Source organism: Streptomyces sp. NPDC002104 (genome assembly GCF_053593795.1).
This window is the reverse complement of the sequence record NZ_JBSFDF010000022.1, coordinates 24,988-50,626: the sequence shown is the minus strand read 5'-3', so window position 1 is coordinate 50,626 and position 25,639 is coordinate 24,988. Positions and strand designations below refer to the sequence as shown.

26 protein-coding genes and 1 pseudogene are annotated in these 25,639 nt (G+C 72.7%); 13 read left to right on the top strand and 14 right to left on the bottom strand.

Going from position 1 to position 25,639, the window contains the following annotated elements; all coding sequences use genetic code 11:
• Positions 1–71 precede the first annotated feature (71 nt).
• Complete coding sequence (locus ACWCP2_RS19935) at positions 72–446, bottom strand: YbjQ family protein (RefSeq protein WP_450909902.1); 375 nt, start codon at positions 444–446, stop codon at positions 72–74.
• A gap of 226 nt (positions 447–672) precedes the next feature.
• Here ACWCP2_RS19935 and ACWCP2_RS19930 point away from each other — a divergent pair, with 226 nt between their 5' ends.
• Entirely contained in the window at positions 673–1,173 is a 501-nt protein-coding gene (locus ACWCP2_RS19930) for a hypothetical protein (protein WP_450909901.1), read from the top strand.
• Between the two features lie 32 nt (positions 1,174–1,205).
• On the opposite strand, the gene ACWCP2_RS19925 is transcribed toward ACWCP2_RS19930, so the two are convergent.
• The 5 genes from ACWCP2_RS19925 to ACWCP2_RS19905 all read right to left on the bottom strand — a co-directional run bounded on the left by ACWCP2_RS19925 (position 1,206) and on the right by ACWCP2_RS19905 (position 5,126).
• Positions 1,206–1,571, bottom strand: a complete 366-nt coding sequence (locus ACWCP2_RS19925; protein ID WP_450909900.1) for an NTP pyrophosphohydrolase — start codon at positions 1,569–1,571, stop codon at positions 1,206–1,208.
• Positions 1,572–1,624: 53 nt separating this feature from the next.
• Positions 1,625–2,602, bottom strand: a complete 978-nt coding sequence (locus tag ACWCP2_RS19920; protein WP_450909899.1) for a phosphatase domain-containing protein — start codon at positions 2,600–2,602, stop codon at positions 1,625–1,627.
• A gap of 4 nt (positions 2,603–2,606) precedes the next feature.
• The gene (locus ACWCP2_RS19915; protein ID WP_450909898.1) at positions 2,607–3,821 is read right to left on the bottom strand and encodes an RNA ligase; all 1,215 of its coding nucleotides are present in this window, start codon (positions 3,819–3,821) and stop codon (positions 2,607–2,609) included.
• 72 nt (positions 3,822–3,893) lie between these two features.
• Positions 3,894–4,601 carry an epimerase gene (locus ACWCP2_RS19910; RefSeq protein WP_450909897.1) on the bottom strand — a complete coding sequence of 236 codons (708 nt, stop codon included), beginning with the start codon at positions 4,599–4,601 and terminating at the stop codon, positions 3,894–3,896.
• Positions 4,602–4,691: 90 nt separating this feature from the next.
• Positions 4,692–5,126 (bottom strand): VOC family protein, encoded by a 435-nt coding sequence (locus tag ACWCP2_RS19905; RefSeq protein ID WP_450909896.1) that lies wholly within the window; start codon positions 5,124–5,126, stop codon positions 4,692–4,694.
• A gap of 311 nt (positions 5,127–5,437) precedes the next feature.
• Here ACWCP2_RS19905 and ACWCP2_RS19900 point away from each other — a divergent pair, with 311 nt between their 5' ends.
• Positions 5,438–6,151: a YoaK family protein gene (locus ACWCP2_RS19900; protein ID WP_450909895.1), complete on the top strand. Its 714-nt coding sequence runs from the start codon at positions 5,438–5,440 to the stop codon at positions 6,149–6,151.
• A 48-nt stretch (positions 6,152–6,199) separates the two neighbouring features.
• Here the strand turns inward: ACWCP2_RS19900 and ACWCP2_RS19895 are convergent, their stop codons facing one another.
• The gene (locus tag ACWCP2_RS19895; protein ID WP_450909894.1) at positions 6,200–7,156 is read right to left on the bottom strand and encodes a tellurite resistance/C4-dicarboxylate transporter family protein; all 957 of its coding nucleotides are present in this window, start codon (positions 7,154–7,156) and stop codon (positions 6,200–6,202) included.
• A 315-nt stretch (positions 7,157–7,471) separates the two neighbouring features.
• On the opposite strand from ACWCP2_RS19895, the gene ACWCP2_RS19890 reads away from it, so the two are divergent.
• From ACWCP2_RS19890 to ACWCP2_RS19845, 10 genes are all read left to right on the top strand, one after another.
• A complete protein-coding gene (locus ACWCP2_RS19890; protein ID WP_450909893.1) occupies positions 7,472–8,440 on the top strand; it encodes an urea transporter in 969 nt (322 codons plus the stop codon).
• 81 nt (positions 8,441–8,521) lie between these two features.
• Positions 8,522–8,827 (top strand): urease subunit gamma, encoded by a 306-nt coding sequence (locus ACWCP2_RS19885; RefSeq protein WP_243332378.1) that lies wholly within the window; start codon positions 8,522–8,524, stop codon positions 8,825–8,827.
• A 3-nt stretch (positions 8,828–8,830) separates the two neighbouring features.
• Positions 8,831–9,757: a sirohydrochlorin chelatase gene (locus tag ACWCP2_RS19880; RefSeq protein WP_450909892.1), complete on the top strand. Its 927-nt coding sequence runs from the start codon at positions 8,831–8,833 to the stop codon at positions 9,755–9,757.
• 23 nt (positions 9,758–9,780) lie between these two features.
• Positions 9,781–10,305, top strand: coding sequence for an urease subunit beta (locus ACWCP2_RS19875; protein WP_450909891.1), 525 nt, complete (start codon positions 9,781–9,783; stop codon positions 10,303–10,305).
• Between the two features lie 2 nt (positions 10,306–10,307).
• Positions 10,308–12,032 carry an urease subunit alpha gene (ureC, locus tag ACWCP2_RS19870; RefSeq protein WP_450909890.1) on the top strand — a complete coding sequence of 575 codons (1,725 nt, stop codon included), beginning with the start codon at positions 10,308–10,310 and terminating at the stop codon, positions 12,030–12,032.
• Complete coding sequence (locus ACWCP2_RS19865; protein WP_450909889.1) at positions 12,029–12,760, top strand: urease accessory protein UreF; 732 nt, start codon at positions 12,029–12,031, stop codon at positions 12,758–12,760. The genes ureC and ACWCP2_RS19865 overlap by 4 nt, the downstream gene beginning before the upstream one ends.
• A 64-nt stretch (positions 12,761–12,824) precedes the next feature.
• Positions 12,825–13,448 (top strand): urease accessory protein UreG, encoded by a 624-nt coding sequence (ureG, locus tag ACWCP2_RS19860; RefSeq protein WP_250738243.1) that lies wholly within the window; start codon positions 12,825–12,827, stop codon positions 13,446–13,448.
• A 5-nt stretch (positions 13,449–13,453) separates the two neighbouring features.
• Positions 13,454–14,479 (top strand): urease accessory protein UreD, encoded by a 1,026-nt coding sequence (locus tag ACWCP2_RS19855; protein WP_450909973.1) that lies wholly within the window; start codon positions 13,454–13,456, stop codon positions 14,477–14,479.
• A gap of 48 nt (positions 14,480–14,527) precedes the next feature.
• On the top strand, positions 14,528–15,901 hold the full coding sequence (locus tag ACWCP2_RS19850; RefSeq protein ID WP_450909888.1) for an ammonium transporter: 1,374 nt from the start codon (positions 14,528–14,530) through the stop codon (positions 15,899–15,901).
• Positions 15,898–17,310 (top strand): ammonium transporter, encoded by a 1,413-nt coding sequence (locus ACWCP2_RS19845; RefSeq protein ID WP_450909887.1) that lies wholly within the window; start codon positions 15,898–15,900, stop codon positions 17,308–17,310. Before ACWCP2_RS19850 ends, ACWCP2_RS19845 begins: the two co-directional genes overlap by 4 nt.
• Positions 17,311–17,371: 61 nt before the next feature.
• Here the strand turns inward: ACWCP2_RS19845 and ACWCP2_RS19840 are convergent.
• The 4 genes and pseudogenes from ACWCP2_RS19840 to ACWCP2_RS19825 form a co-directional block, all read right to left on the bottom strand.
• Positions 17,372–17,985 (bottom strand): annotated as a pseudogene (locus tag ACWCP2_RS19840) (RraA family protein).
• Between the two features lie 88 nt (positions 17,986–18,073).
• Complete coding sequence (locus ACWCP2_RS19835) at positions 18,074–18,289, bottom strand: cation transporter (protein ID WP_450909886.1); 216 nt, start codon at positions 18,287–18,289, stop codon at positions 18,074–18,076.
• On the bottom strand, positions 18,286–19,323 hold the full coding sequence (locus tag ACWCP2_RS19830) for an urease accessory protein UreH domain-containing protein (protein ID WP_450909885.1): 1,038 nt from the start codon (positions 19,321–19,323) through the stop codon (positions 18,286–18,288). Before ACWCP2_RS19830 ends, ACWCP2_RS19835 begins: the two co-directional genes overlap by 4 nt.
• A gap of 100 nt (positions 19,324–19,423) precedes the next feature.
• Complete coding sequence (locus ACWCP2_RS19825; RefSeq protein ID WP_450909884.1) at positions 19,424–19,933, bottom strand: hypothetical protein; 510 nt, start codon at positions 19,931–19,933, stop codon at positions 19,424–19,426.
• 171 nt (positions 19,934–20,104) lie between these two features.
• Here ACWCP2_RS19825 and ACWCP2_RS19820 point away from each other — a divergent pair, with 171 nt between their 5' ends.
• The gene (locus tag ACWCP2_RS19820; RefSeq protein ID WP_450909883.1) at positions 20,105–20,701 is read left to right on the top strand and encodes a hypothetical protein; all 597 of its coding nucleotides are present in this window, start codon (positions 20,105–20,107) and stop codon (positions 20,699–20,701) included.
• On the opposite strand, the gene ACWCP2_RS19815 is transcribed toward ACWCP2_RS19820, so the two are convergent.
• The 3 genes from ACWCP2_RS19815 to katG all read right to left on the bottom strand — a co-directional run bounded on the left by ACWCP2_RS19815 (position 20,680) and on the right by katG (position 25,498).
• Entirely contained in the window at positions 20,680–22,647 is a 1,968-nt protein-coding gene (locus ACWCP2_RS19815; RefSeq protein ID WP_450909972.1) for a potassium channel family protein, read from the bottom strand. The two genes, ACWCP2_RS19820 and ACWCP2_RS19815, sit on opposite strands and share 22 nt — an antisense overlap.
• Before the next feature lie 93 nt (positions 22,648–22,740).
• On the bottom strand, positions 22,741–23,091 hold the full coding sequence (locus tag ACWCP2_RS19810; protein WP_450909882.1) for a hypothetical protein: 351 nt from the start codon (positions 23,089–23,091) through the stop codon (positions 22,741–22,743).
• A gap of 175 nt (positions 23,092–23,266) precedes the next feature.
• Positions 23,267–25,498 carry a catalase/peroxidase HPI gene (gene katG / locus ACWCP2_RS19805; RefSeq protein ID WP_450909881.1) on the bottom strand — a complete coding sequence of 744 codons (2,232 nt, stop codon included), beginning with the start codon at positions 25,496–25,498 and terminating at the stop codon, positions 23,267–23,269.
• Between the last annotated feature and the right edge of the window lie 141 nt (positions 25,499–25,639).

The window sequence follows — 25,639 nt, the reverse complement described above, 5'->3', positions numbered from 1 at the left end:
ACCCCGCCACGCCCATGGACAAAGCCGCGCCCCGTCCTGGACTTCTGTGCCGGGTGGGGGTTCCCGTACGGTCAGGTGCCCGCCGGCACCAGGACGACGGCCGTCCCGTACGCACACACCTCGGTGCCGATGTCGGCCGCCTCGGTCACGTCGAAGCGCATCATCAGCACCGCGTTCGCGCCGCGCGCCTTCGCCTGCTCGATGAGGCGTTCCATGGCCTGGTTGCGGGTCTCCACCAAGGTCTTGGTGAGGCCCTTCAGCTCGCCGCCGATCATCGATTTCAGGCCCGCGCCGATCTGACTGCCCAGATGGCGGGAGCGCACGGTGAGGCCGAAGACCTCACCGATGACCTGCTCGACCCGGTAGCCGGGGACGTCGTTCGTCGTGACCACCATGACACCGGTCTGCTGCGCGCCGGGGCCGCCGCCGTAATCGTCGATACCCATGGCACCCACTGTGGCGGCGCCGCGCGGTGCCCGCATCCGGAGGAGGGGCCGCCTCGGCCCCTCCTCCGGAGCCGCCTCTACATATTGGGCATATCGGGCGACGTCGCGGTGCGCCAGCGGGACCGCACGGCCCCGCGTCGCCATAGTCGTCCCTGGCAACCGCCCGGTTGCCGCCCCGTGCCGCGTTCCGCAGCACGGACGGACGCATTCTCGGAGGAGCCGGCTCATGCTGAAGCCCACCAGGACCATCCTCGCCCTCACTGCCGGAAGCCTGGTGCTCGGCCTGGTCGGCGCGGGCGCGGCAGTCGCCGCCGACCACTCGGCGCCGCGCGGCCCGGTCCTGACCACCTCGCTCGCCGACGACGACGAGGACGGTTCCGACCGCGACGACGAGTACGGCAAGCGCAAGCACGCCCGCGGCGTCGTCACCTCGCGCGGCCCGCTGACCGTCCGCAGCCGGCCGACCACCCACTCCCAGAAGGTGGGCCGGCTGCACTCGCACGAGAAGGTCGCCATCGAGTGCAAGACGCGCGGCGAGCGCGTCGACGGCAACAACATCTGGTACCTGCTCAAGGAACGCGACGAGCGCCAGCCCCTGGACGAGGACCGCAAGGGCGCGATGATGCCCAAGTCGGCGAAGTCCGCGGCGGCCATGGACCGCGACGACAACTGGGTCGCCGCCCGCTACGTCAAGAACTTCGGCGAGGTCAAGTACTGCCGCGCCTAGCCGTCCCGCCGCCGTGACCCGGCGGCCCGTGCCTACGCTTCCGGGCGTACGGTGCGCGGTCCCACGCACCGCGCACCGTGCGCCCGTACCCGTGTCCGCAGTTCCCGGTCGGCCGTGACCACGACCACGGCCCGCCCGCCGCTCTGCGCGTACGCGGCCGCCAGCTCCACGATGCGGTCGTCGCCGCTCCCCCGCGCCTCGTCGACCCGTACGCCCGGCACCGACGCGAGGCCCCGGGCCGCGCCTTCGACGACGAGGACGATCTCCTCGCCCTCCCCGCGCAGCGCGAGGCGGTCGCGCAGCCGCTCGGCGGCGCCGCGCCGGTCGCGCCACCAGCCGTCCGGCACGGATCCGACGACGTTGGCACCGTCCACGATCAGTACGTTCGGCTCGTCCACCGCTCCAGTATGGCGAGCCGGCCGGAAGCCGCCGTGCGGGAAGCGGCTCCGTCCTAGAAGTCGCCGTAGTTGACCTGCCAGGTCGCCAGCCCCATCCGGCGCCAGATGGCCACCACACGGTCCCGGTCGTCCAGGGAGACGCGGACCGCGTACCGCTCGCGCACGTGCGCGTTGAACAGCTCCGCCTTGACGATGTCGTCGCGGCGCGTGTCGCCCGCCGCCCGCATCCACAGCTCGTCGTACGGGACCGCGTGCTCCCGCAGCCAGGCCTCGGTGGGCTCGCGGTACTCCTCCCCCCGCCCGGACAGCAGCACGACGGTGTCGCCGTCGGCCCGCCGGAAGGAGTCCAGCGCGTCGCGCACCGGGGCGTTCAGCGTGTCGAGGCCGCAGCGCGTGAAGTCGTACGGGTTGCGGTCGCCCGTCATCGCCAGCGTGCCGTCGATGTCGCACATCACGGCCGTGGGCAGCGCGGGGTCCGGGACGTACGGGGACACGTCCGGCTGGTCGTTGAGCCAGTCCGCGGTGAGCCGCCAGCCGCCCTTCTTCGCCTTCGCGTGCTTGTCCGCGAGGATCCGGATGATCTCCTCGCCGACCTGCCGCTCGCGCGCGGCGTCGCGCCGCAGGCACTCCTCCACGGGCACGTCCGTGTAGTCGTGCACCACGAAGGTGGCCCGTCCCGCGACGGCCGCCTTGAGCCGCTTGGGGATGTACGAGGTCAGGTGGGTGTTGTCGACGACCACGTCGAAGCCGCCCTCGACGGCCGCGCTGACGGCCGCGTCCTGGATGTCCAGCACGGTCTGCTCGTGCTTGTACGAGCGTGCGCGCTCCGGGTCCGGCACGTCGAGCATGGCCCGCAGGTCGTCGAGGTTGACGCGGCGCATCCGGCCGCCGGACTCCGCCTGGAGGGCGCGCGCGGCGGTGGTCTTGCCGGAGGCCGGCAGCCCCGTCATGACGTGGACCACCGGGAGCGCGGGGGGCTCGGCGGACGCGGCCGGGGACACGGGGGCCCCGGTTTCGGGTGCTTCGGACACGGGTTCAGTTCTCCTCGTCGTGCGTGAAGGGGTCGGAGGTCTCGGGCCGCACCTGCCGCCAGGTGAGGAGCTCGGTCGTCCTGCCGTCGAGGCGCTGGAAGAGCGCGCCGCGGACCGCGCTGTCGCGGATCGTCGTCCCGGCCGCGCGGGCGAACGCTCCCCGGTCGCCGGCCAGGTGCGCCAGCGAGGCGTACGCCTCGTCGACGGCGCGCTCGCGGAGCGCGGCCTCGGCTTCGAGGCGTTCGATCACCGAGCGCACCCAGTGGTCGAACTCGTCGGGCACCTGCTCCAGCAGGGCGTCGAGGGGCTTGCCGCCCGAGGCCTCGATGTCGGCGACGGTGCAGTTCAGGCCCTGCGCGAGCTGCTTGAGGGGCAGGCCGGCGAAGCGCTGGATGCCGTGGCCGCGCCAGATGTCCCGCTCGGTCACGCCGGTGAGCAGCTTGTGGAGGCGTACGTACTCGGCGATCTTGGCCTTGGCCCGGACACCCGAGGCGAAGCGCAGGACGAAACCCTCCGCGTCGGTACCGGTCGCGGGAGCGCCGCCCGGCAGGGTGCTGGACCCGGTCAGCGCGAGCAGTTCGCCGAGCGGCATGGCGGGCCACACCTTCACCACGGAGCCGATGCCCTGCCAGTGGCCGGCGGCCTCGGCGAGCGGCACCTCGGCGCCGTCCGCGCCGTACGCGGCGAGCAGGACCAGGTCGCGGCGGTCCCCGTAGTCCACGACGATACGGTTCTGCGGGTACACGATCTCCGCGAGGTAGGTGGTGCCGGGGACCAGTGCGGAGGTGTCGCGTGCGTCGAGGCGGCGCTGGGCCCAGACGGCCTGCGTGCTGGTGAAGGAACCCCGGGAGGCGGCCCGCCACGTGCCGGCGTAGTGGAAGAGCACTCCGAGGCTGCCGTCGACCTTGTCGTACACCTCGAACGGCTCGTCGTCCGGCAGGGCCGGCGCGTAGGGCCGGCCCGCCTCGTGTTCGCCGACGTTGAAGAACTTGGGCAGCGGCAGCGCGACGACCTCACCGGTGACGTCGTCGGCGACGAGTCCGCGGCAGCGCGTGGTGACCTGGTTCCAGACCTGTTCGTACTGGGCGGTCCGGGTGTAGCTGTAGAGGGACAGCGGCAGCTCGGGGTGGGCCTTGCGGGCCACGTGTCCGGCGTCGATGGCCTCCGTCAGTGCCTGTGCGGGCATCAGGTCGTGCAGAGTCAGGCGGTCCTGGCTCATGGGGTTCCTCCCGGTTCGAGATCCCTCATTCTCGGGTGCGGGAGGACCTGGCCGAAACCGAATATCGGCCCGTTACCGCAGGTCCTTCGCCCGGTGCGGGCCTTCGCCGCCCACCCGGTTGATGTCGCGCGGCCGCAGGATCCGCTGGGTGTCCGCATCGCCGGGCCCGGCCGCGGCGACGGCGATCATGGCGCGGCCCAGGGCCCCGGTGGTGGTCACCAGGTCGGGCGCGAAGCGGCGCAGGAGCGGGAAGAGCGGCGCGGTGACGGCGTAAGCGGCGCGGTAGAGCGGGGTCTTGGAGGGAATGCCGCGGTCCGGCTGCACGATCCCCGGCCGGAACATGTACGCCTCGAAGGGGAGCCCCAGCAGGTCGTTCTCGGTCTTCCCCTTGACCCGGGCCCACATGGTGCGGCCGCTCTCGGTGCTGTCGGTGCCCTCGCCGGACACGTAGGCGAAGGTCAGCCCCGGGTTGGCGGCGGCGAGGGGGCGGGCGGCGGCGAGCGTCAGATCGTAGGTGATCCGCCGGTACTCCTCCTCCTTCATGCGGAAGGAGGAGATGCCGAGGCAGAAGAAGCACGCGTCGTACGAGGCCAGGTCGGGGCCGCCGGGCGCCGACAGGTCGGTCGGATCGGCCCGTACGAGCTCGCGCAGCTTCGGGTGGGAGACGGCGAGGGGACTGCGGCCGACGGCCAGCACGCTGTCGACGGACTCGTCGCGCAGGCACTCGCGGAGCACGCCCCGGCCGATCATGCCGGTGGCACCGAAGAGGATGACGTTCACGGGCCCAGCCTAGTGCTGTGGGGCGTCGTGCCGGTCCGTGGGAAACGGTCCGTGGGAGAGGGGCAGTCGGAGAGCGTCAGGGCGAGAGGGTCAGTGCGAGACGCACAGTTCGTTGCCCTCGGGGTCGGCGAGGGTGGTCCAGACGGAGGGGCCCTGGTTGCCCTCGTGCAGGTGCACGGCGCCCTTGGCGAGGAGCCGCTCGACCAGGGCCCGCGGGTCGTCCTCGCCGGTGCGGACGTCGAGGTGCACGCGGTTCTTGACGGTCTTGGGCTCCTCGATGAACTGGAAGAGGATGCGGGGCGCCCGTTCGAGGCCCTCGGGGTGGCGGATCCCCTGGCCGGCCTTCCAGACGAGGACGCCCCGGTGGGTGGTGGTGTCCTCCTCGGTCGCCCGCCCGGCGGCGATCATCTTGCGGATGAACTCCTCGTCACTGGGCTCGACGTCCCAACCCAGGGCATCGGCCCACCAGTCGGCGAGGTCGTGCGGGGTGGCGGAATCGACGGTGACCTGAAAGGTATATGCCATACGGCGACCCTACTGAGCGCCCACGGTGCCCGCCACCGCGACGGGGAAGGTACGCGGCCACCAGCCGGCCGCGCAGGCGCGGCCGGTCGTGGAATGGACGTTCCTCACCTGGGATCCCGGTGCGGGAGCCGGGCCTTCTGGGGCCTCCGCGGGTCGCTCCTTCGATCGTCCGCCGGGGATCGCTAGCATTCCGCGGGACAAAGCCCCCTCCGCTCCGCTCCCTTTCGGGGTGCACGGGTCCGTCCGCTTCCGGCGGAGGTCCCTCACCCCACCTGCCACGGACCGGCGTACGCCCCGACCAGAGGCACCCCTTGACCTCCACCCCACCAAGGCGGCGCGGGATCCTGCCGCCGCTGGCCGACGTGCTGTTCCCGCCCGGGGCGGACGGCTCGCGGGCCCCGCACGGGGTGCTGCCGCCGCTGCTGATCGTCCTCACCTTCGTCAGCGGTGTGGTCGACGCGGTGAGCTACCTGGGGCTCGGCCACGTCTTCGTGGCCAATATGACGGGCAACGTGGTCTTCCTCGGCTTCGCGCTCGCCGGGGACCGTTCCCTGTCCGCCCCGGACTCCCTGCTCGCCCTCGGCGCGTTCCTGGCCGGGGCGGCGGCCGCCGGACGGCTGCGGCGGACCACCGGGGCGGCCAGGATGTTCGCGCCGCTGGTGGCGATCCAGACGGTCCTGGTGGGCGGGGCGCTCGTACTGACCGCGCTCGGCTCCGGGCCGCCGCCGGTCATCGCCCTGCTGGCCCTCGGCATGGGCCTGCAGAACGCCGTCGTGCACCGGCTCGCCGTCCCCGATCTCACCACCACCGTCGTCACCAGGGCCCTGACCGGTCTGGCGGCCGACCCGTGGGGGCCGGGTCCGCTACGCCGCCTCGTGACGGTCGTGGCCCTGCTCCTCGGAGCCCTCGCCGGGGCGGCACTGACGCTGCGCCACGGCGCGGAGTGGGCCCTGGCCCTGGCCGTGGCCCTGCTGTGCTGCGTGTTCCTCTCCCCGCGATGGGACGGCACCGGGCGGCGACCGTAGGGACGGGGCGGCGACCGTAGGGCCGCCGGGGAGCCGGCGCCCGCCGGCTCACGCGCGCGGAGGCGTCCGCCCGCGCTCCGCCAGCAGGGCCGCGAACGTCAGCACCCAGGCGCCGACCGCCACCCAGAGCAGCACCGCACCGAGGGGCCGCAGCCACTCCACGCCCGTCGGGGCGGCCGCCGAGAGGCAGGCGGTGGCCGTCATGCCGAGGGGGAAGACGCTCGACCAGCGCCGGATGTCGTAGCGCGGGCGCGGCCGGACGGCTTCGGCGGCGAGCAGCACGGCGTACCAGGCGAGGGAGAGGCCGAGGGCGGCCAGCGTGACGCCGCGCAGCCCCGCGTGCGCCCATCCCGTCCACAGGGGCGAGGCCACGAGCCCGGACCCGGCGAGGGCCGTGATGGAGAGCGCACCGCCGGCCACCCAGTGGTCGCCCGCGCCGGAGACCACCTGGCGGAAGTCGAAGCGTACGAGCGCCTCGGCGTAGAGCAGCAGCCCCAGACAGAAGGCGGCCAGCGCGGCCCGGCCGAGCCAGTCCTGGCCGGTGGGAACGGCGAGGGCGTTCGCCAGGACGGCGAGGCCCTGGGTGGCCACGCAGACGAGGAAGGCCGCACCGGGCATCCGGTAGCCCCAGTGCCGCAGGACGGCGACCAGCAGTCCGGGCCAGAGCGCGGCGGCCAGCGCCAGCAGGGCGACGGCCACGGGGGTCGACCCGGTCCAGCCGACGGCGGCGAGCCTGGAGCCGAGCACGGCGGTGGCGGCCACGGCGGTGAGGGCCGCCGGGGTGTCGGCCTCGGCGCGGAACCGCCGCCGGTCGCCCAGCAACCGGGCGGCGAAGTCGCCGGCGAGCACGAGCCACAGGGCCGCGGCGAGGGCCAGCGCGAGGAGCGAGAGCGTGCTTCGACCGATGAGGTGCAGCCCGGTCGAGATGATGCCGGCGGCCATGACGGCGGCGCCGGCGGCCGGCGGCAGCTCGGCCCACCAGCGGGCCCGCACGGAGACTCTCACCCGCCCAGCCGACACCACCGGCCGCGGCCCGCCGGTGCGGCGCGCCACGGACCCCGGGGTGATGACCCTTCCGGGCGCGGCGAAGGCGGAACCGCACGCCTTATTGCCCATCCCTCGCAAGAGGCGGCCGGACGCGAGGGGGCCGCCTCCCCGTTGCATCGACACGCCCAATTCCAGCCGGGATCATCCGCATTTCCCGCTACTGTCGGTACTCGATCCGTGACGTTGGGTTCATCTCGATCCAGTCGCCCCCACCGGACGCACCTCCGAACCAAGGGCCCCGCGGGGCCCTCTTCTTGTGCAGAGGAGAAGGAAATGCAGGCCGTGGCAACGGAGCCCGCCGCACGCCAAGCTCCCGCTCAACCCGCGAGCTTCATCCAGGAAGTCCTGCGGGGCGTCGCCCAGGTCGATTTCATGCCGAACGCGATCACCGGCATCCTCTTCCTCGCCGCCCTGGCCGCCGCCGGCTGGCAGTACGCCCTCTACGGACTCCTCGGCGCGGCCGTCGGCACCGCCACCGCCTACACGTTCGGCATCGACCGCGAGATCGTCTCGGCCGGGCTGCGCGGCTTCAACGGCACCCTGGTCTCCCTCGCGTTCGCCGTGTTCCTCGGCTGGAACCACCTGTCCACGCTGCTGCTCGCGATCGGCGGCAGCGTCACCGTGGTGGTCGTCACCTCGGCGCTGGCCACCATCCTCGGCACCTGGAACATCCCCACGTTCACCGCGCCGTTCTGCATCCTCGCGAGCGTCATGACCATCGCGGCGCCGAGCTTCTCCCGGGTCTGGCACACGGGTCCGGGTCTGGCGGCGCTGCCGGCGGCCGCCGACGGCGCCACCGCGCTCAACTGGGGCCAGCTCTGGCGCGCCTTCTTCTCCAACGTCGGCCAGATCTTCTTCATGCCGCAGTGGTACGTCGGCCTGATCTTCCTCGCCGGCATCTTCGTGGCCAGCCGGCTCGCCGGCGTCATGGCGTGCGTGGGCAGCGTCACCGCCATCTTCGTTGCCTGGTCGCTGGGTTCACCGTCCGATGCCGTCGCGCAGGGGCTCATGGGCTACAGCAGCGTGCTCGTCGCGATGGCCCTGTGCGGCGTGTTCCTCGTCCGGTCCCGCTGGAGCTTCGCGTTCGCCGTGCTGGGCGCCGCCGCCGCAACCGGATTCACGGCCGCGCTGACCGCGTTCTTCGCCCCGTTCGGCGGCCACACCTTCACCTGGCCGTTCGTCCTGACCACGGGCGTCTTCGTCGCCGCCGTCCCGCAGATCCCGCGGCTGCGACGGACCTGACACCACCTCAGCCGAAGCACCCGCAGCACCCGCAGCACGTACAGCACCCGGACCGCCCTGAGAGCCGAAAGTGAGTGACCGATGAATCTCGCTCCCCGTGAGATGGACAAGCTCTGGATCTACGTCGTGGCCGACCTCGCCCGCAAGCGGCGGGACCGCGGCGTCAAGCTCAACTACAGCGAGGCCTGCGCCCTGATCAGCGAGGGCATCCTCGAGGGCGCCCGCGACGGCCGGACCGTCGCCGAGTGCATGGAGCTCGGCAAGCAGATCGTCTCCGCCGCCGATGTCATGAAGGGCGTACGGGAGATGCTTCCGCTGCTCCAGGTCGAGGCGGCCTTCGTGGACGGCACCAAGCTCGTCTCCTGCCACGACCCCGTCGGCGCCTGAGCGGTGGCGGCCATCGCACCCGAGCGCCCCGAACAGCCCGTCCGGGCACCGGAATCGGCGGCCCCGGTCGTCCTGGCCGGCGGTCACGAGGGCGGCGCCGCGGCAGGCGCCGTGCACCCCGGCCGGCCGTTGGCCGAAGCCGTGCGCGCGGCGCTCGCCGCCTCGGCCGGGCCGGTGTGCGTGGTCCCGATGACGCTGGGGCGCGACCCCGGGCTGATCGCCGACTGCGCCCGCGCCCTGCGCTGGCTGGGCCGGGAGGCGGGCCCCGGTCGGCTCGTGCTGGCGCCCCCCTTCGCCACCGTGGACCACCTGACCGCGTGGCTCCGTACCGCCGCCCTCAAGGCGGTGCGCGAGGCGCCCGACACCTCCGCCGTACTGGTCACCGCGCCGGCCGCGGGTCCCTTCGAGGACGCCGACCTGTTCCGGGTGGCCCGGCTGGTCCGCCAGTACGGGCACCACCGCTGGGTCGAGGTCGCCTTCGACGGCGGCGACCCCGGCCTGGCGGAGGGCGCGGAGCGCTGCCGCCGTCTCGGCGCAGGGCACGTCGCCCTGGTCCGGGCCGCGTTCGCCCCGCCCGCCGAGCTCCCGGCCGGGGTCCTGGACACCGGGCCGCTGCTGTCCGCGGCGGCGATCGCCCAGGTCGTACGGGCCCGCGCGCAGGAGGCGCTGCACCGGCTGGCCCACGGGCAGGACGGCGTGGCCGAAGGCCTGGACGCCGAACACGGGCGCGGGTACGCGCACTCCCACGGCCCGGGCGGCGACCGCCACCACGGTCACGATTACGGCCCCCACCACGGCGCCGACCACGCGGCCCCGGATCCGGACGCGCACCACCCCCACCCGCACCCGCACGAGCCCGGCGAGACCCACCGCCGCGCGGACGGCCAGGGTCACGGTCACGGCCACCCGCACGGCCATTCCCCCCACTGATCCGAAGGAAGGGAAGTACCCCCATGTCAGGTGGCGCCACCTACCTCTACGGCGAAGGCACCGTAGAGATCAACGCCGGCCGCCGCAAGGCCACGGTCACCGTCTCCAACACCGGTGACCGCGCGGTCCAGGTCGGCTCGCACTACCACTTCTTCGAGGTCAACCGCGCCCTCGACTTCGACCGCAACGCCGCCTACGGCATGCACCTCGACCTGCCCGCGGGCACCGGAGTCCGCTTCGAGCCGGGCGACACCCGCGAGGTCGAACTCACCGCGTACAGCGGCCACGGCCGGCTGATCGGCTTCAGCTCCCTCGTCAACGGCGGCCTCGGCTCCACCGACACCCGCATCCGCGCGATGAACCGGGCCGTCGAGCTCGGATTCCTGGGAGCCCGGGCGGAGACGGCCCAGCAGGCCGCGGAGGCCCAGGCGGCCTCGCCGGCCGTGCAGGCCACGAAGACCGCGAAGCCCGCGAAGCCCGCTGCCGAGGCGCCCGCCAAGACCGCGGCCGCCAAGAAGTCCAAGACCTCCAAGAAGGGCGACAAGTAGCGATGGCTGTCCTGAGCCGCAAGCAGTACACCGACCTGTTCGGGCCGACCGTCGGCGACCGCTTCCACCTGGCGGACACCAATCTGGTCATCGAGGTCGAGAAGGACCACAACGAGGGCCACTACGGCGACGAGGCCGTCTACGGCGGCGGCAAGGGCATCCGCGACGGCATGGCCCAGGACCCGCAGGCCACCAACCTCCAGGGGGCCCTGGACCTGGTCATCACCAACGTGGTGGTCATGGACGCGATCCTGGGCGTGGTCAAGGGCGACCTCGGCATCAAGGACGGGTTCATCGCGGGCCTCGGCAAGGCCGGCAACCCGCACACCCAGTCCGGGGTCCACCCCAAGCTGGTCATCGGGCCCGGCACCGAGGTGATCTCGGGCGAGCACATGATCGCCACGGCCGGCGGCATCGACACGCACATCCACTTCATCGCCCCGCAGCAGGCCGAGCACGGCCTGTCCAACGGCATCACCACCCTCATCGGCGGCGGCACCGGCCCCTCCGACGGCACCAACGGCACCACGTGCACCCCGGGTCCGTGGAACATCGGCCGCATGTACCAGGCGTCCGAGGACCTGCCGGTCAACGTCGGCCTGCTCGGCAAGGGCAACGGCTCGCTGCCGGAGGCGCTGATCGAGCAGGTCGAGGCGGGCGTCTGCGGCCTGAAGGTGCACGAGGACTGGGGCACCACCCCGGCCGCGCTGAGCAAGGCCCTCGACGTGGCCGACGCCTACGACGTGCAGGTCGCGGTGCACACGGACACCCTCAACGAGTCCGGCTTCTTCGAGGACACCCGCTCGGCGATCGACGGGCGCACCATCCACACCTTCCACACCGAGGGCGCGGGCGGCGGCCACGCCCCCGACATCATGCGGGTGGCCGGCGAGCCCAACGTGCTGCCGTCCTCGACCAACCCGACGCTGCCGTACACGGTGAACTCGGTCGACGAGCTCCTCGACATGGTGATGGTCTGTCACCACCTGTCGCACGACATCCCCGAGGACGTCTCCTTCGCCGACTCGCGCGTGCGCGCCGAGACCATCGCCGCCGAGACCGTGCTGCACGACGAGGGGGTCATCTCGATCTTCTCCTCGGACTCCCAGGCCATGGGCCGCATCGGCGAGTCCTGGACCCGCGCCTTCCAGACCGCGCACCACTGCAAGGACCAGCGCGGCAAGCTCGACGGCGACACCGAGCGCAACGACAACTTCCGCGCGCTGCGCTACCTCGCCAAGATCACGATCAACCCGGCGATCGCCTCGGGCACCGCCGAGTACATCGGCTCGCTGGAGGCGGGCAAGCTCGCCGACATCGTGCTGTGGCCGATCGGCTCCTTCGCCGCCAAGCCGAAGATGGTCATCAAGGGCGGACTGATCAACTGGGCGCTGATGGGCGACCCGAACGCCTCGCTGCCGACCCCGCAACCTGTCTACTACCGGCCGATGTTCGGGGCGTACGGCAAGGCCAAGCAGGCCACCCGGGTCTCCTTCATGTCGCAGGCCGCGATCGAGCTCGGCGTTCCGGAGAAGCTGGGCCTGGACAGCAGGGTCCTGCCAGTGAAGCACTGCCGCACCGTCGGCAAGCAGCACATGGTCCGCAACGACGCCCTGCCTGTCATCACCGTCGACCCCGAGACCTACAAGGTCACCCTCGACGGGGTGCCGGCCACCATCGAGCCGGCCCGCGAACTGCCCCTGAACCACCTGTTCTACCTGGCATGAGCACTGCCTCCCACTCCGCCGCGATCAGCCCCGCGGCCGTGACGCCGGTGCAGGCCCTGCTGGTCAGCCTCCAGCTCACCGACTCGGCTTTCCCCAGCGGCTTCTACACCCTCTCCCACGGCCTGGAGGGCTACGCCCAGGCCAAGGCCGTGACCCCGGAGGGCGTACCGGGGCTGCTGGCCGACCTGCTGCGGCACGCGGTGGGGCCCTCCGACGCCACCGCGCTGGCGCTGGCCCACCGGGCCGCGCTGGCCGGTGACTGGGAGGCCCTGGCGGAGACCGACCGGCGGCTGAACGCGGCCAAGCTGAACGAGGGGCTGCGCCGCGCCGCCACCCGGACCGGCCGCCAGCTGCTGGACCTGGCCCGCGAGTGCGTCGGCGGGGAGCCCCTGGAGCGGTACGCCGAGCTCGTGGCCGCCAAGCGGGCCCCCGGCTCGCAGGCCGTGGCCGCCGGAGTCGCGTACGCGGCCGCCGGTGTCCCGGCCGAACAGGCTGTCGTGAGCGACCTGTTCGCGTACTCGGCCAGCTTCACCGGGGCCGCGCTGCGGCTGCGGCTCACGGACCACCGCAAGGCGCAGGTGGTGCTGCGCGGGATCGCACCCGTCATCGAGGAAGTGGCGGGGGCGGCCCTGAGCCGTGAACTCGCCGACCTCGGCGGGTGCGTTCCGATGGCCGACATCATGTCGGGCCGTCATGAGCGTGCGGAGGCACTGCTGTTCGCGACGTGACCTCCACTGCCCCTTCCCCATCCCCCTATATCGAGCTGTCTTCTACTTGAGGTGTGTGACTGTGATGACCGAGGACAACGTCCTGCGCGTCGGCGTCGGCGGCCCCGTCGGATCCGGCAAGACGGCCCTGATCGAGGCCCTGGTACCCGTGCTGATCGCGCGCGGCCACCGGCCCGCCGTGATCACGAACGACATCTACACCCAGGAGGACGCCCGCCAGGTCCGCCGCACCCTGGCCGGGGTGCTCGATCCCGAGCGCGTCGTGGGCGTGGAGACCGGGGCCTGCCCGCACACCGCCGTGCGCGACGACCCGACGATGAATCTGGCCGCGGGCGCAGAGATGCTGGAGCGGTTCCCCGATGTCGACACGCTGCTCTACGAGTCGGGCGGCGACAACCTCACCCTCACCTTCAGCCCGGTCCTGGTCGACCTCTTCCTCTTCGTCCTGGACACCGCCGAGGGCGAGAAGATGCCCCGCAAGCGTGGTCCGGGCATCACCGAGTCCGACCTGCTCGTGATCAACAAGATCGACATCGCCCAGTACGTCCGCTGCGACATCGGCGTCATGGAGTCCGACGCGCACCGCGTGCGCGAGGGCCGCCCCGTGGTCCTGACCAACTGCCTCACCGGACAGGGCCTGGAGGACGTGGCCACCTTCATCGAGTCCTTCCGCCGGGTGCCGGCGTGAGCACGGTGGCGGACCCTCCCCGTACCCCTCCCCCCACCCCTCCCCTCACCCCGCCCGGCCCTCCTCCCCGCGCCCTCCTGCCGCCCGCGCGCCTGGAGCCCGCCCACTACGAACCGCCGCGCGTCCCCCTGGAGGTCCTGCGGCACTCCTCGGTGCCCGACACCCTCGCCGTCGGGCGCCCCGGCAAGGTCGGCCTGCTGGAGCTGGCCTTCGAGCGGGCCGGCGGGCGCACCGAGCTGGTGCGGCACTACCAGAAGTCCCCGCTCCAGATCATGCGGCCGCTCTACTTCGACCCGTACCGCCCCGACCTGCCCATCACCTTCCTGATGTCCACGGGCGGCGGGGTCATCCAGGCCGACCGGCTGCGCACCGACCTGTCCTTCGGCCCCGGCACCTCGGCGCACGTCACCACGCAGGCGGCCACCAAGGTCTACCGGATGGAGCACGACTACGCCGTCGCCCAGACCTTCCTGACCGCCGGCCCGGACGCGTACGTCGAGTACCTGCCGGACCCGGTCATCCCCTACGTCGACTCCCGCTTCTACCAGCGCACGGTGATCACGGCCGACCCCACGGCCACGGTTCTGGTGAGCGAGACCGTCCTGTCCGGCCGGCTCGCGCACGGGGAGCACAACGCCTACCAGGTCTTCGCCTCCGACTTCGAACTGCGCAGACCGGGAGGTGAGTTGGTGGCGCTGGACACCGTACGACTGGAACCGGGCGGCGCCGGCCCCGGCTCGGACCGCGGCTCCGTGGACGGGCCCGCCGTACTGGCCGGGCACCGCGTGATGGCCTGCTTCTTCGCGGTCAGCCCGCTCGCCCCCGCCCGCGAGCTCGCCGACCTGCTGCACACGGCCCTGGCCGACCGCGGGGTCCGGTACGGGGTCAGCGTGCTCCCGCAGGACTGCGGGGCCTGGGTACGGGTGCTCGGGGACCACACCGAGGCCGTGACCCGGGCGCTCGGGGCCGCCTGGGACGCGGTGCGGCGCAGGCTGATCGGCGTACCCGCCCCGAACCTGCGCAAGACCTGAACTCCCCACCCCGACCAGCCTGTTCACGACCAGAGAGAGCTCCACCAGATGCCCAGTGGCTACGATACGGGTAATACCGCCTGGATGATGGCGAGCACCGCCATGGTGCTGCTGATGACCCCCGGCCTCGCCTTCTTCTACGGCGGCATGGTCCAAACCAAGCACGTGCTGGTGATGCTCAAGATGAGCTTCGCCTGTCTGTCGCTGGTGACCATCCTGTGGGTCGCGGTCGGCTACTCCCTCGCCTTCGGCAAGGACGCCGGCGCCGGCATGATCGGCAATCTCGACCACGCCTTCTTCCGCGGCATCGGGATGGACTCCCTGCACGGATCCATCCCGACCGTGATCTTCGCGTGCTTCCAGATGTCCTTCGCGATCATCACGGTGGCGCTGATCAGCGGGTCGATCGCGGGCCGCGCCACCATGAAGGGGTGGCTGGTCTTCGTCGTCGCCTGGACGATGCTGGTCTACGTGCCCACCGCTCACTGGGTGTTCGCCTCCGACGGCTGGATCAACAAGTCCCTGGGCGCGCTCGACTACGCCGGCGGTCTGCCGGTCGAGCTCAGCTCGGGCGCCTCGGGGCTCGCGGTGGCCATCGTGCTGCGCAAGCGCAAGGACTTCGAGCGCGAGACGATCCGCCCCCACAACCTGCCCCTGGTCGTCATCGGTCTGGCCCTGCTGTGGTTCGGCTGGTTCGGTTTCAACGCGGGCTCCGCGCTCCAGGTCGAGGGCAGCGCACCGACCACGTTCTTCAACACGCAACTGGCCGCCGCGGGCGCGATGATCGGCTGGCCGATCATCGAGAAGTGGCGCCTGGGCCATGTGGAGATGCTGGGCGTGGCCTCGGCGGCGGTCGCCGGCATGGTGGCCATCACCCCGGCCTGCGGCGAGGTCTCCCCGCTCGGCGCGCTGATCATCGGCTTCACCGCCGGTGTGGTCTGCTGCTTCGCCGTCAACATGAAGTACAAGATCGGCGTCGACGACACCCTCGACGTGGTCGGCGTGCACGGCTGGGGCGGCATCGTCGGCGTCCTGTCCATCGGCTTCTTCGCGACGGCCGCGATGAGCGGCAAGAAGGGCCTCTTCTACGGGGGCGGCCTCGACCAGCTCTGGCGTCAGGCCGTCGGCGTGCTGGCGGTGGGCTCCTTCGCCTTCGTGATGACCTGGATCATCGCCAAGGTCATCGACAAGGCCGTCGGCTTCCGCACCTCGGAGGAGTACGAGAACGTACCCGGCCGGGACGAGGAGGTCGCCTACGACAACGCGACGCTGGACGAGATCCGCGACCGGGTCGGCGGAGCCGGGGCCGCGCCCCGCGAGAGCGCCGCGGCGGGCGCCTCCCGGGACGCCGCGGAGCAGCAGGACGCCGCGCTGCTCGCCGAGGTCGTATCCGTGCTGGACCGACGAGAGCGTGACAAGTGACCGCGCACACGATGGCCGCGACCGTTTCCGCGGTCTCTGCCGCACCCACCGCCGCCGACTCGGGCAACGCGGCCTGGCTGATGATGGCCACCGCCCTGGTGCTGCTGATGGCCCCCGGGGTGGCCTTCTTCTACGGCGGCATGGTCCGCACCGGCCAGATCGTCGCCATGCTGAAGATGATCTTCTTCTGCATGGTGATCGTCACCGTGCTCTGGTTCGCGATCGGGTACTCCCTGGCCTTCGGCCCCGACGCCGGCGGGCTCGGGGTCATCGGCACGCTCGACCACGCCTTCCTGCGCGGGATCGATGTCGATTCGCTGACCGGCTCCGTCCCCACGGTCACCTTCGTGGTCTTCCATCTGTCCTTCGCGGTCGTCACCGTGGCCCTGATCGCCGGCTCCATCGCGGGCCGCGCGAAGATGGGCGGCTGGATCGCCTTCGTCATCGCGTGGACCCTGCTGGTCTACATCCCCATGGCCCACTGGGTGTTCGACCCGGCCGGCTGGGTCGCCGAGCAGCTCGGCGCCGTCGACTTCTCCGGCGGCACGGTCGTGGAGATCGGGTCCGGGGCCGCCGGACTGGCTCTGGCCATCGTCGCGGGCAAGCGCGCCGACTTCGACCGGCAGGGCATCCGGCCGCACAACCTGCCGCTCGTGGTCATCGGGCTCTCGCTCATGTGGTTCGGCTGGTTCGGCTTCAACACCGGCTCCTCCCTGGGGACCCCGGGCGGCGCGGCCATGGCCTTCCTCAACAGCCAGCTCGCGGCGGGCGCCGCGATGGCCGGCTGGGCGGTGACCAGCTGGTGGCGCACCCGGACGGTCGGCCTGCTCGACATGTGCATGGGCGCCGTCACGGGACTGGTCGCCATGACCCCGCTGGCCGGCGGGGTGAGCCCGGTATGGGCCACCGTCATCGGCTTCCTCGCCGGGCTGACCTGCGCGTTCGCGATCAGCTGGAAGTACCGGCTGGGCGTGGACGACACCCTGGACGTGGTGGGCATCCACGGCTGGGGCGGCATCGTCGGCATGGTGATGGCCGGCCTCTGCGCGACCGGGACCCTGACGGGCCACAAGGGCCTCTTCTACGGCGGTTCCTGGGACCTGCTGAGCAAGCAGCTCACCGCCACGGTGGTGCTCGGCCTGTTCTCGTTCGTGATGACCGCGCTGATCGGCAAGGCCATCGAGGTCACCATCGGGCTGCGCCAGCCCGGCGGAATGGTGGAGGAGGAGCAGGCCTACGCCGACGTCCTCTCCGACGGCCTGGAGCAGCTGTCACCCCCCGATCACCGGGCCGAGGGGGCCGGCAGGGAGCCGGAGAGCGCCTCCGCCCTGGTCGCCCGGCTCCGCGAGGTCCTGCTCACCGCTCCGCAGGGCGGCGGCGACCGGCAGGGCGGCGACGACCGCGGCTGAGCACGGACGCGTACGGAGGCAGACGGGCCCCGGCCGGGACCGGGGCCCGTCGCGCGTGCGGTCAGCCGGTGAAGCCGAGGCCGCGGAGCGCCTCCTCGATGCGCCCTCGGTGCTGCTCCTCCCAGGCGTCGAGGGACTCCCCCGCCTCCTTGGCCAGCTTGTCCAGGGCGGCCCGCAGGATCTCGTCCTGCCGGGCGGCCGGAGTGACCACGATGCCCTCCTCGTCGGCCACCACGATGTCGCCGGGGTGCACGCCCACTCCGCCGACCCGGACCGGCCCGCCGAGCGACCCGAGCTTCTTCTTGGCCCCCGGGACGGGGACCACGCCGCGGGCGAAGACGGGGAAACCCGCCTCGCGCACCTCCCCGAGGTCCCGCAGGAGCCCGTCGAGCACGAAGGCGGCGATGCCCCTGCGCTGGGCGACGGCGCAGACGTTGCCGCCGGCGAGCGCGTGGTCCAGGTCCCCCGATTCCACGACGATGACCGAGCCGGGCTCGGCGCGGTAGATGGCCGCGTGGAGCATCAGGTTGTCCCCGGGCTCGCACCGCACGGTGTACGCGGGTCCCGCGACGCGCGGCGCGTCCCAGAGCGGGCGGATGCCGATGTCCATGACCTGCTCGCGGCCCAGAAGTCGGCGAGGGTGGTGGGCGGAACGCCCTTGAAACCGTTGTCCATGTCAGTCCGTCAGTCCTTCTTCTCAGTGGCCGTGTTCTCAGTACTCGTGTTCTCAGTGCCCGTACCGGTGGCGCGCCCCGGGACGGCGCTACCGCGTGTGCAGCGCCTCGTACCCCGCGGAGGCGATCGCCGCGATGACGGCGGCCGGGTCGACGGGCCGGTCCGCGTCGACGACGGTGCGGCCCGTGCGCAGGCTCGTCGTGCTGGCGACCACGCCGGCCAGCTCCTCCACCTCGTCGTCGATCAGCAGCCCGCAGCCGGTGCAGTGCATGCCGGTGACGGTGAATTCCATGCGCTCCTTCACGAGGCGCCCTCCTGGCTCTCGAAGACGATCCGGCCGCCGTACATGCCCATGCCGCAGGTGTACTCCAGGGTCCCCGGCTGCCGGGTGCCCAGGTCGATGCCGGTGGTCCCGGTGGTGGGGAGGATCTTCTGGATGCCGAGGTCGGGGACGACGAAGGAGCGGACGCAGCCGCCCGTCCCCCGCGTGGCCACGACCAGGGTGGTGGGGACACCCGCCTTCGCCGTGACGGCTGCCGGGGCGTAGGCGTTCGTACGGGCCCGGATGGTCACCGTCTGCGTACCGTCCGGGTGGAGCACCACCGTCCCGGCCGCCGCCTCGGCGGCGACCGCCGCCGGGGCCCCGGCGGGCCACCAGCCGCCGAGCCGCAGCCCGCTCCCGAGGGTCCACACCGCGACGAGCAGCACGACGACCGCGGTCGCCAGGGTCAGCCGCCCCTGCCACAGCCGGGCGGCGGAGCGCAGGAAGAAGCCGAGGACGGCGAAGAGCGGGCCGGTCCCCAGGACGAAGCCGGCCATGACGGCCGCTCCCGCGAGCGGGCCGCCGGAGGTGACGGCGAGGAGCTCGACGCTCAGGGTCACCCCGCAGGGGATCAGCACGGTCAGGAAGCCGAGTACGGCCGGCGTGGTGACGGCCGTACTCCGGGCCGAGCGGCGGACCCGCCGGCCCCAGGAGGCGGGCGTGCGCGGCACGAAGCGGCGTACCGCGCGCACTCCGAACATGTCGAGGGCGAACAGGAGCATCAGTACGCCCGCGCACAGCATCAGCACGGCCCGGGTGCGCGGACCGGGCTGGACCGCGGCGCCGATCAGGCCGAGGGCGCCGCCGAGAAGGGTGTGGGAGAGGAGCTTGGCGCCGAGGAAGGCGCCGACGGGGGCGAAGAGCCCGCTGCGCTCCCACCTCTCCCGGGACCACTCGGCGGACCGGCGGCCCACGGCCCCGGCGAGCAGACCTCCCTGGACGGCGGCGCAGGAGGCGCCTCCGGCCAGCAGGCCGGTGGAGACACCGGTGACGAACAACGCGGTGGATGAAGCCATGGGGAACGGACTCCCTGTACATCGCAGTGCGGCAGTGGATCAGGACGCGGCGAAGCACCCCGGCCGTCCGGTGTGCGGGCGGGTACGGGTGCGGGACCGGTCAGGTCCGGCTGACGCAGAGGGAGTCGAGATCGGGGGCTCTGGGGCGGGAGCACGCCGGGGGCGGCACGGGGCCCGTGTGGCCATGGGCCAGGGACGGCGTCCCCCATGTGGCGGAACCGGCGAGATCTCCTGCCGGACCGGCCGGCACGGTGGGCGCGTACGCCGAGGCCAGCGGACAGTCCTGCCCCGGGGCTGAACAGCCCCCGTCGGTACCGGCGCCCGCGCCGGCGGCGCTCTCCGGGCCCCCGTCGCTCGCTGATGTCGCGGCGCTCACGGGCGGCCCCACCGTAGCCGTACCGGCCATGGCGGGCGTCGCGCCCGTGGCGGACATCCCCGGCATCCCGGCCATCCCCGCCATCCCGGCGTGTGCCGGCCCGGAGGGCCGCATGCCCCTCGCGTGCCCCGTGGAACCGGGATGCGTGAACAGCCCGCCGCACACGAGCAGCAGCACCGCCAGAACGCCCGCGGCGAGTGCCGGGGCGCGGTGATGGGCGGGGATGGGCTGCATGTCCGTGATGCTACGACAGCCGCCCGGCCCCCTCCCGAACGGGGGCGGCGCAATCCTGTCCGACACCCGGCACGCCGGCCGCCCCGCCGTTAATGTGTCGCCATGGAGACCTCCACCACCCCACGGGTGAAGTCCACCGGCGCCCACGGCGACCGGGCCTGAGGCCCCGCCATGGATGCGCCCCTCCACGGGGCCTGGCTCCGGACCGGGATCAGCCGGGACGGCGGCCCGCTCCGGGAAACCGAGCACGTCGTGTGGGTCCAGACCGACACCCTGTACGCGGACAGCCGCGGGTTCGCCGGAACCACCTCGTACGACGGCCGCCGGGTCACGTTCCACCACCACGTGGGCGCCCCCGGCCACGACGTCGGGGTGCTGCGTCCCGACGGCAACCGGCTGGTCGAGATGGGCACCAACCCCGACGGCAGCACCTTCCTGGAGGTGTGGTCCCCGCTGCCGTACGCCCAGGGCCCCACCGGCTGCTGGTTCGCCGCGGGCACCCAGACCGTGCGGGTGGGCTGCCACGTGGTGCACGTCGACGCCGCGGGACACGGCACGCACCACGTCCTCCTGCGCACCGATCCGGTCCCGTCCGGGCCGCCGGCGCGGACCGACGGGCCGGACCACATGGACGGGACCGACCCCATGGACCAGACGGACCGGATGAACCACAGGGACCACAGGGACCACAGGGACCATCTGGACGACGTGGACGATCTGGACCACGAGGACCGCATGGACCGCGCTCAGCGGGACGAGCCGGCCTGACCGCCCCCGGTGTCCCCGGCGCCGGCCGTACGGGCCTGCGCGCGGCCGAGCAGTTCGGCCAGGCCCCGCCGGGTGGCGGCCACGACCACGCGGTCCTGCGGCCGCAGGACGTAGCCCGGGCGCAGGTCCCAGATCAGGGCCGGCGGCCGGGCATCGTCGTAGCCCGGCTGCGTCGCCAGGTCGCGGCGGCGGTTTCCCGGGGCGGCGGTGTCCCGGGCGATCACCCGCCAGGCACCGGGCCGGAACGATTCGTCGATGGTGCGGCCCTCCAGCAGGGGGTGGCCGGCCACCTCCAGCGCCGCGAACACGAGCACCCTGCGCTCCACCGGGATGGCGCCGAGCACCCGGCGGCCCATCATCGCCCCGGCGAAGGCGGGCGCGGCCAGATGGGAGACGCTGCGGCTGCGGGTGAGGGCCGCCGGGTGGGCCTCGCGCAGGGTGCGGTAGACCGCGGTGGCGAACTCGTTGTCGTACAGCCGCATCACCACCCGTACGTCGGGCTTCACCGAACGGGCGTACAGCGCCGCCTCCAGATTGGTGGTGTCCGAGCTGGTCACGGCCAGCAGCGCGTGGGCGCGGTGGATCCGGGCCGCCTCCAGGACTCCCTCGTCGGTGACGTCGCCGACCACGACGGGCACGTGCAGGCGGCGCGCGAGGGCGATCCCGCGGGCCAGCGGGTCGGACTCCACGCACACCACGGGGATCCCCAGCTCCCGCAGCCGGGCGAGCACCCGGGTGCCGACCTTGCCGAGGCCGAGCAGGACGACGTGGCCGGAGAGCCCGCGCGGCGGCCTGCGCAGGGCCGTCGCGGTGCGGAAGGCACCCAGTGCTTCGAGGGCCGCCGCGACCAGGATCGGCAGCAGGAGGAGCCCCACGAACCCGGCCAGGATCTGCAGGAGTTGACGCTCGGTCGGCTGGTCGAGCGCGGGGTCGTTGATCGCGAAGACGTCGAGCAGGGTCAGGTAGACGGCGTGCAGCGGGGTGTCCCCGGTGACCAGCGAGGAGGCCACGGCGAGGGCGCCGACGGCTGCGGTGATCCCGGCGAGCGACCAGCGGAGCCTGCGGGAGAACAGTGAACCGACGGGCAGGGAGACCTGGTTCAGCCGTCGGCCGTCCGGCGCGGGGGTCGCGTGGGAGACCGCTTCGAGCGCGACGATCCCCCGACCGGTCGCGGCCGCCACGGACCGGTCGTCCGGGAGCAGTTGCGGGCCCCGGTCCCCGCCGATCTCCGATCCGTCCGCGCCGGCCGGATCGACGGAGGTCGCGGACAGCAGGGCCAGGGTGCACAGGCCAGGGTCGGCGACCTCTCCCCGGGCGGGGGGCGTGCGTTCCACCGCGCGCAGGAGCAGGCCGTCGGCCTGGATCACCTTGCTGGTGCCCGCGACGGCGGAGGCGGCGAGTGCGGGGGCGGCCGTGTCGGCGTCGGAGAGCACGGTCGTGGCGGAGTCCAGCGCGCGCAGGTCGATGCCGGGTTCCGCGAGGAGCGCGGCCTGATCGAGCAACTCCTCCAAGTGCTGGCCGAGTTTGCGGTTGTAGAGGCGGATGACGAGGCGCAGCCTGGGGTTCAGCCGCCGGGCCACGAGGGCGGCCCGTACGTTCGTCTCGTCGTCCTCGTAGACGAGCGCCAGCGCGGCCGCCCTGGCAACCCCGGCGGCGGCCAGGGCCTCTTCGTCGGGGGCGGGAGCCTCCAGCACCCGCAGTTCCGGTACGGGTACCTCCCCCGCGGCGGCCCGGTCCCCGGCGGCCGTACGGATCCGGGCAGCCGGGAACCGTCCCAGCAGTGCGCGCCCGGCGCCGGCCCGGGCGCGGGTCCGGTCCTGCCGGGTTCCCGTACCGGGGCGCACCTCGCGGGCGGCCGGCACGACCAGCGTCACCCGCTCCTCGTAGACGTCGCGGAGCTCTGCGGCCAGCCGGTGGGCGAGCCCGTCGTCCCCGCACACGACCATCAGGTCGGCGGATTCGGCGGGTTGGGGATGCGCGGAAGGAGAGGACACCTCCCCAGCATGCCGTGCCGGCCGCTCCGGCCCGGCGCCGGTACGTCAGTGGATGACGCTGAAGCTGCGCCAGGGCAGGGCTTCGGGGGCGGTGACGTTCGAGAGGGTGGTGGCCACGTAGGTGCCGTCGCGCCGGTCGACCTTGCGGCAGTCCTCCGTCTGGTACAGGACCACGTCCACGAGGGTGTTGTTCACCACGTGGGTCGCCCCCTTCGGCAGGGCGATGCGGTGGCAGCCCTTGACCGAGGTGTTGCTGTAGCTCACCTCGACCGGCGAGTCGTGGCCGCGGAACTCGAGCATTCCGACGGTGCTCCGGCCCAGGCCCGAGCAGGCGGTGGCCGTCAGCAGCAGCGCTGCCGTTCCCGCGATGATGCTGATACGCCTGCTGTGGGACATGGCGCGGTCCTCGTCTGTGCGGTGGTGGCGGTCCTACGCACAGACTGCCCCGGCACGGCGCGCGCGGCTCCCGCTGCTCCGCCGTCCGGGTGAAGGCGCCCCTCCGGCCCGGCGGGGAGGCCCGGACGGCACGGGCCGGCCGCGGGGTGCGCGGCCGGCCCGTGCCGGATGGGGATCAGACGAGGTCGAACCGGTCCAGGTTCATCACCTTGTCCCAGGCGGAGACGAAGTCCTTGACGAACTTCTCCTTCGCGTCGTCGCTCGCGTAGACCTCCGCGAGCGCGCGCAGCTCGGAGTTCGAGCCGAAGACCAGGTCGACCCGGCTGCCGGTCCACTTGACCTTGCCCGTGGCGTCGTCGCGGGCCTCGAAGGTGTTCGCGTCCTCGGAGGTCGGCTTCCAGGTCGTCCCCAGGTCGAGCAGGTTGACGAAGAAGTCGTTGGTGAGGGACCCGGGGGTCGCGGTGAGGACGCCGAGCGGCGACTGCTGGTGGTTCGCCCCGAGCACCCGCAGGCCGCCCACCAGGACGGTCATCTCGGGGGCGCTGAGGTTCAGCAGGTTCGCCTTGTCGAGCAGCAGGTACTCGGCCGGCAGCCGGTTGCCCTTGCCGAGGTAGTTGCGGAACCCGTCGGCGACCGGCTCCAGCGCGGCGAAGGACTCCACGTCGGTCTGGTCCTGCGTGGCGTCCACGCGTCCCGGAGCGAACGGCACGCGGATCTCGACACCGGCGTCCTTGGCGGCCTGCTCGACGCCCGCGCCGCCCGCGAGGACGATCAGGTCGGCCAGCGAGATCTCCTTGCCTCCGGTCTGGGCCGAGTTGAAGGCCCCGCGGATCCCCTCCAGGGTGCGCAGGACGGTTGCCAGCTCGTCGGGGTTGTTGACCTCCCAGCCGCTCTGCGGCTGGAGGCGGACGCGTGCGCCGTTGGCGCCGCCGCGCTTGTCGCTGCCGCGGAAGGAGGAGGCCGCCGCCCAGGCGGTGGAGACGAGCTGGGACACCGAGAGGTCCGAGGCGAGGACCTTGGCCTTGAGGGCGGACACGTCCGCCTCGTCGACGAGCGAGTGCGTCAGCGCGGGCAGCGGGTCCTGCCACAGCAGCACCTCGGAGGGGACCTCCGGGCCGAGGTAGCGGACGATCGGGCCCATGTCGCGGTGGGTGAGCTTGTACCAGGCGCGGGCGAAGGCGTCGGCGAACTCGGCCGGGTTCTCGTGGAAGCGCCGCGAGATCTGCTCGTAGGCGGGGTCGATGCGCAGCGAGAGGTCGGTGGTGAGCATCGTCGGCGCGTGCGTCTTCGACGGGTCGTGCGCGTCGGGTACGGTGCCCGCCCCGGCGCCGCCCTTCGGCCGCCACTGGTGGGCGCCGGCGGGGCTCTTGAACAGCTCCCACTCGTAGCCGAAGAGGATGTCGAAGAAGGTGTTGTCCCAGGCGGTCGGGGTGTTCGTCCAGATCCCCTCCAGACCGCTGGTGATGGCGTCGCCGCCCTTGCCGGTACCGAAGGAGTTGGCCCAGCCCAGGCCCTGCGCCTCGATCGGGGCGGCCTCGGGGTCGTCGCCGACGCTCTCCGCGGGGCCGGCGCCGTGGGTCTTGCCGAAGGTGTGGCCGCCGGCGATCAGGGCGACGGTCTCCTCGTCGTTCATCGCCATCCGGCGGAACGTCTCGCGGATGTCGCGCGCCGCGGCGAGCGGGTCCGGGGTGCCGTTGGGGCCTTCCGGGTTGACGTAGATGAGGCCCATCTGGACGGCGCCGAGGGGGTTCTCCAGCTCGCGGTCGCCGGTGTAGCGCTCGTCGTCGAGCCAGGTGGTCTCGGGACCCCAGTAGACGTCCTCGTCCGGCTCCCAGACGTCGGCGCGGCCGCCGGCGAAGCCGAAGGTCTCGAAGCCCATCGTCTCCAGGGCGACGTTGCCCGTGAGGATCATGAGGTCGGCCCAGGAGAGGCTCTGGCCGTACTTCTTCTTGACCGGCCACAGCAGGCGGCGGGCCTTGTCGAGGTTGCCGTTGTCCGGCCAGCTGTTGAGGGGGGCGAACCGCTGCTGGCCGGCTCCGGCGCCGCCGCGGCCGTCGCTGATCCGGTAGGTGCCGGCGCTGTGCCACGCCATGCGGATCATGAACGGGCCGTAGTGGCCGAAGTCCGCGGGCCACCAGTCCTTCGAGCTGGTCAGCACCTCCGCGATGTCCCGCTTGACCGCGGGGAGGTCGAGGGTGTTGAAGGCCGCGGCGTAGTCGAATTCCCCGCCGAGGGGGTTGGCCACGGCGGGGTTCTTGGCGAGGATCTTCAGGTTGAGCCGATCCGGCCACCACTGGCGGTTTCCGCCGCCCTGGGTCGGGTGCGCGGCCCGCTCGTGCGCGACCGGGCAGCCACCGCCGCCCTCCGACTTCGCATCGGTGACGATTGCATCATGGTTCTCAGACATGGGAATCCTTCCGGACCGGACCGGGGGTCACGGTGATCAGGAACTGCATGCGATGGAACGTTTTCGGGGCACGGGAACCCGGTGGCGGGCCCCGGTTTCACGGTCGTCCTGACGCCGGGGCGGTCACCGTCGCGGACGGTC

Bases quoted from the DNA above. Each gene is read 5' to 3' on its own strand.
- ACWCP2_RS19935 (WP_450909902.1), bottom strand. From the start codon at position 446: ATGGGTATCGACGATTACGGCGGCGGCCCCGGCGCGCAGCAGACCGGT.
- ACWCP2_RS19930 (WP_450909901.1), top strand. From the start codon at position 673: ATGCTGAAGCCCACCAGGACCATCCTCGCCCTCACTGCCGGAAGCCTG.
- ACWCP2_RS19915 (WP_450909898.1), bottom strand. From the start codon at position 3,821: ATGAGCCAGGACCGCCTGACTCTGCACGACCTGATGCCCGCACAGGCA.
- ACWCP2_RS19905 (WP_450909896.1), bottom strand. From the start codon at position 5,126: ATGGCATATACCTTTCAGGTCACCGTCGATTCCGCCACCCCGCACGAC.
- ACWCP2_RS19890 (WP_450909893.1), top strand. From the start codon at position 7,472: ATGCAGGCCGTGGCAACGGAGCCCGCCGCACGCCAAGCTCCCGCTCAA.
- ACWCP2_RS19885 (WP_243332378.1), top strand. From the start codon at position 8,522: ATGAATCTCGCTCCCCGTGAGATGGACAAGCTCTGGATCTACGTCGTG.
- ACWCP2_RS19875 (WP_450909891.1), top strand. From the start codon at position 9,781: ATGTCAGGTGGCGCCACCTACCTCTACGGCGAAGGCACCGTAGAGATC.
- ureC (WP_450909890.1), top strand. From the start codon at position 10,308: ATGGCTGTCCTGAGCCGCAAGCAGTACACCGACCTGTTCGGGCCGACC.
- ACWCP2_RS19865 (WP_450909889.1), top strand. From the start codon at position 12,029: ATGAGCACTGCCTCCCACTCCGCCGCGATCAGCCCCGCGGCCGTGACG.
- ureG (WP_250738243.1), top strand. From the start codon at position 12,825: ATGACCGAGGACAACGTCCTGCGCGTCGGCGTCGGCGGCCCCGTCGGA.
- ACWCP2_RS19850 (WP_450909888.1), top strand. From the start codon at position 14,528: ATGCCCAGTGGCTACGATACGGGTAATACCGCCTGGATGATGGCGAGC.
- ACWCP2_RS19830 (WP_450909885.1), bottom strand. From the start codon at position 19,323: ATGGCTTCATCCACCGCGTTGTTCGTCACCGGTGTCTCCACCGGCCTG.
- ACWCP2_RS19825 (WP_450909884.1), bottom strand. From the start codon at position 19,933: ATGCAGCCCATCCCCGCCCATCACCGCGCCCCGGCACTCGCCGCGGGC.
- ACWCP2_RS19820 (WP_450909883.1), top strand. From the start codon at position 20,105: ATGGATGCGCCCCTCCACGGGGCCTGGCTCCGGACCGGGATCAGCCGG.
- ACWCP2_RS19815 (WP_450909972.1), bottom strand. From the start codon at position 22,647: ATGGTCGTGTGCGGGGACGACGGGCTCGCCCACCGGCTGGCCGCAGAG.
- ACWCP2_RS19810 (WP_450909882.1), bottom strand. From the start codon at position 23,091: ATGTCCCACAGCAGGCGTATCAGCATCATCGCGGGAACGGCAGCGCTG.
- katG (WP_450909881.1), bottom strand. From the start codon at position 25,498: ATGTCTGAGAACCATGATGCAATCGTCACCGATGCGAAGTCGGAGGGC.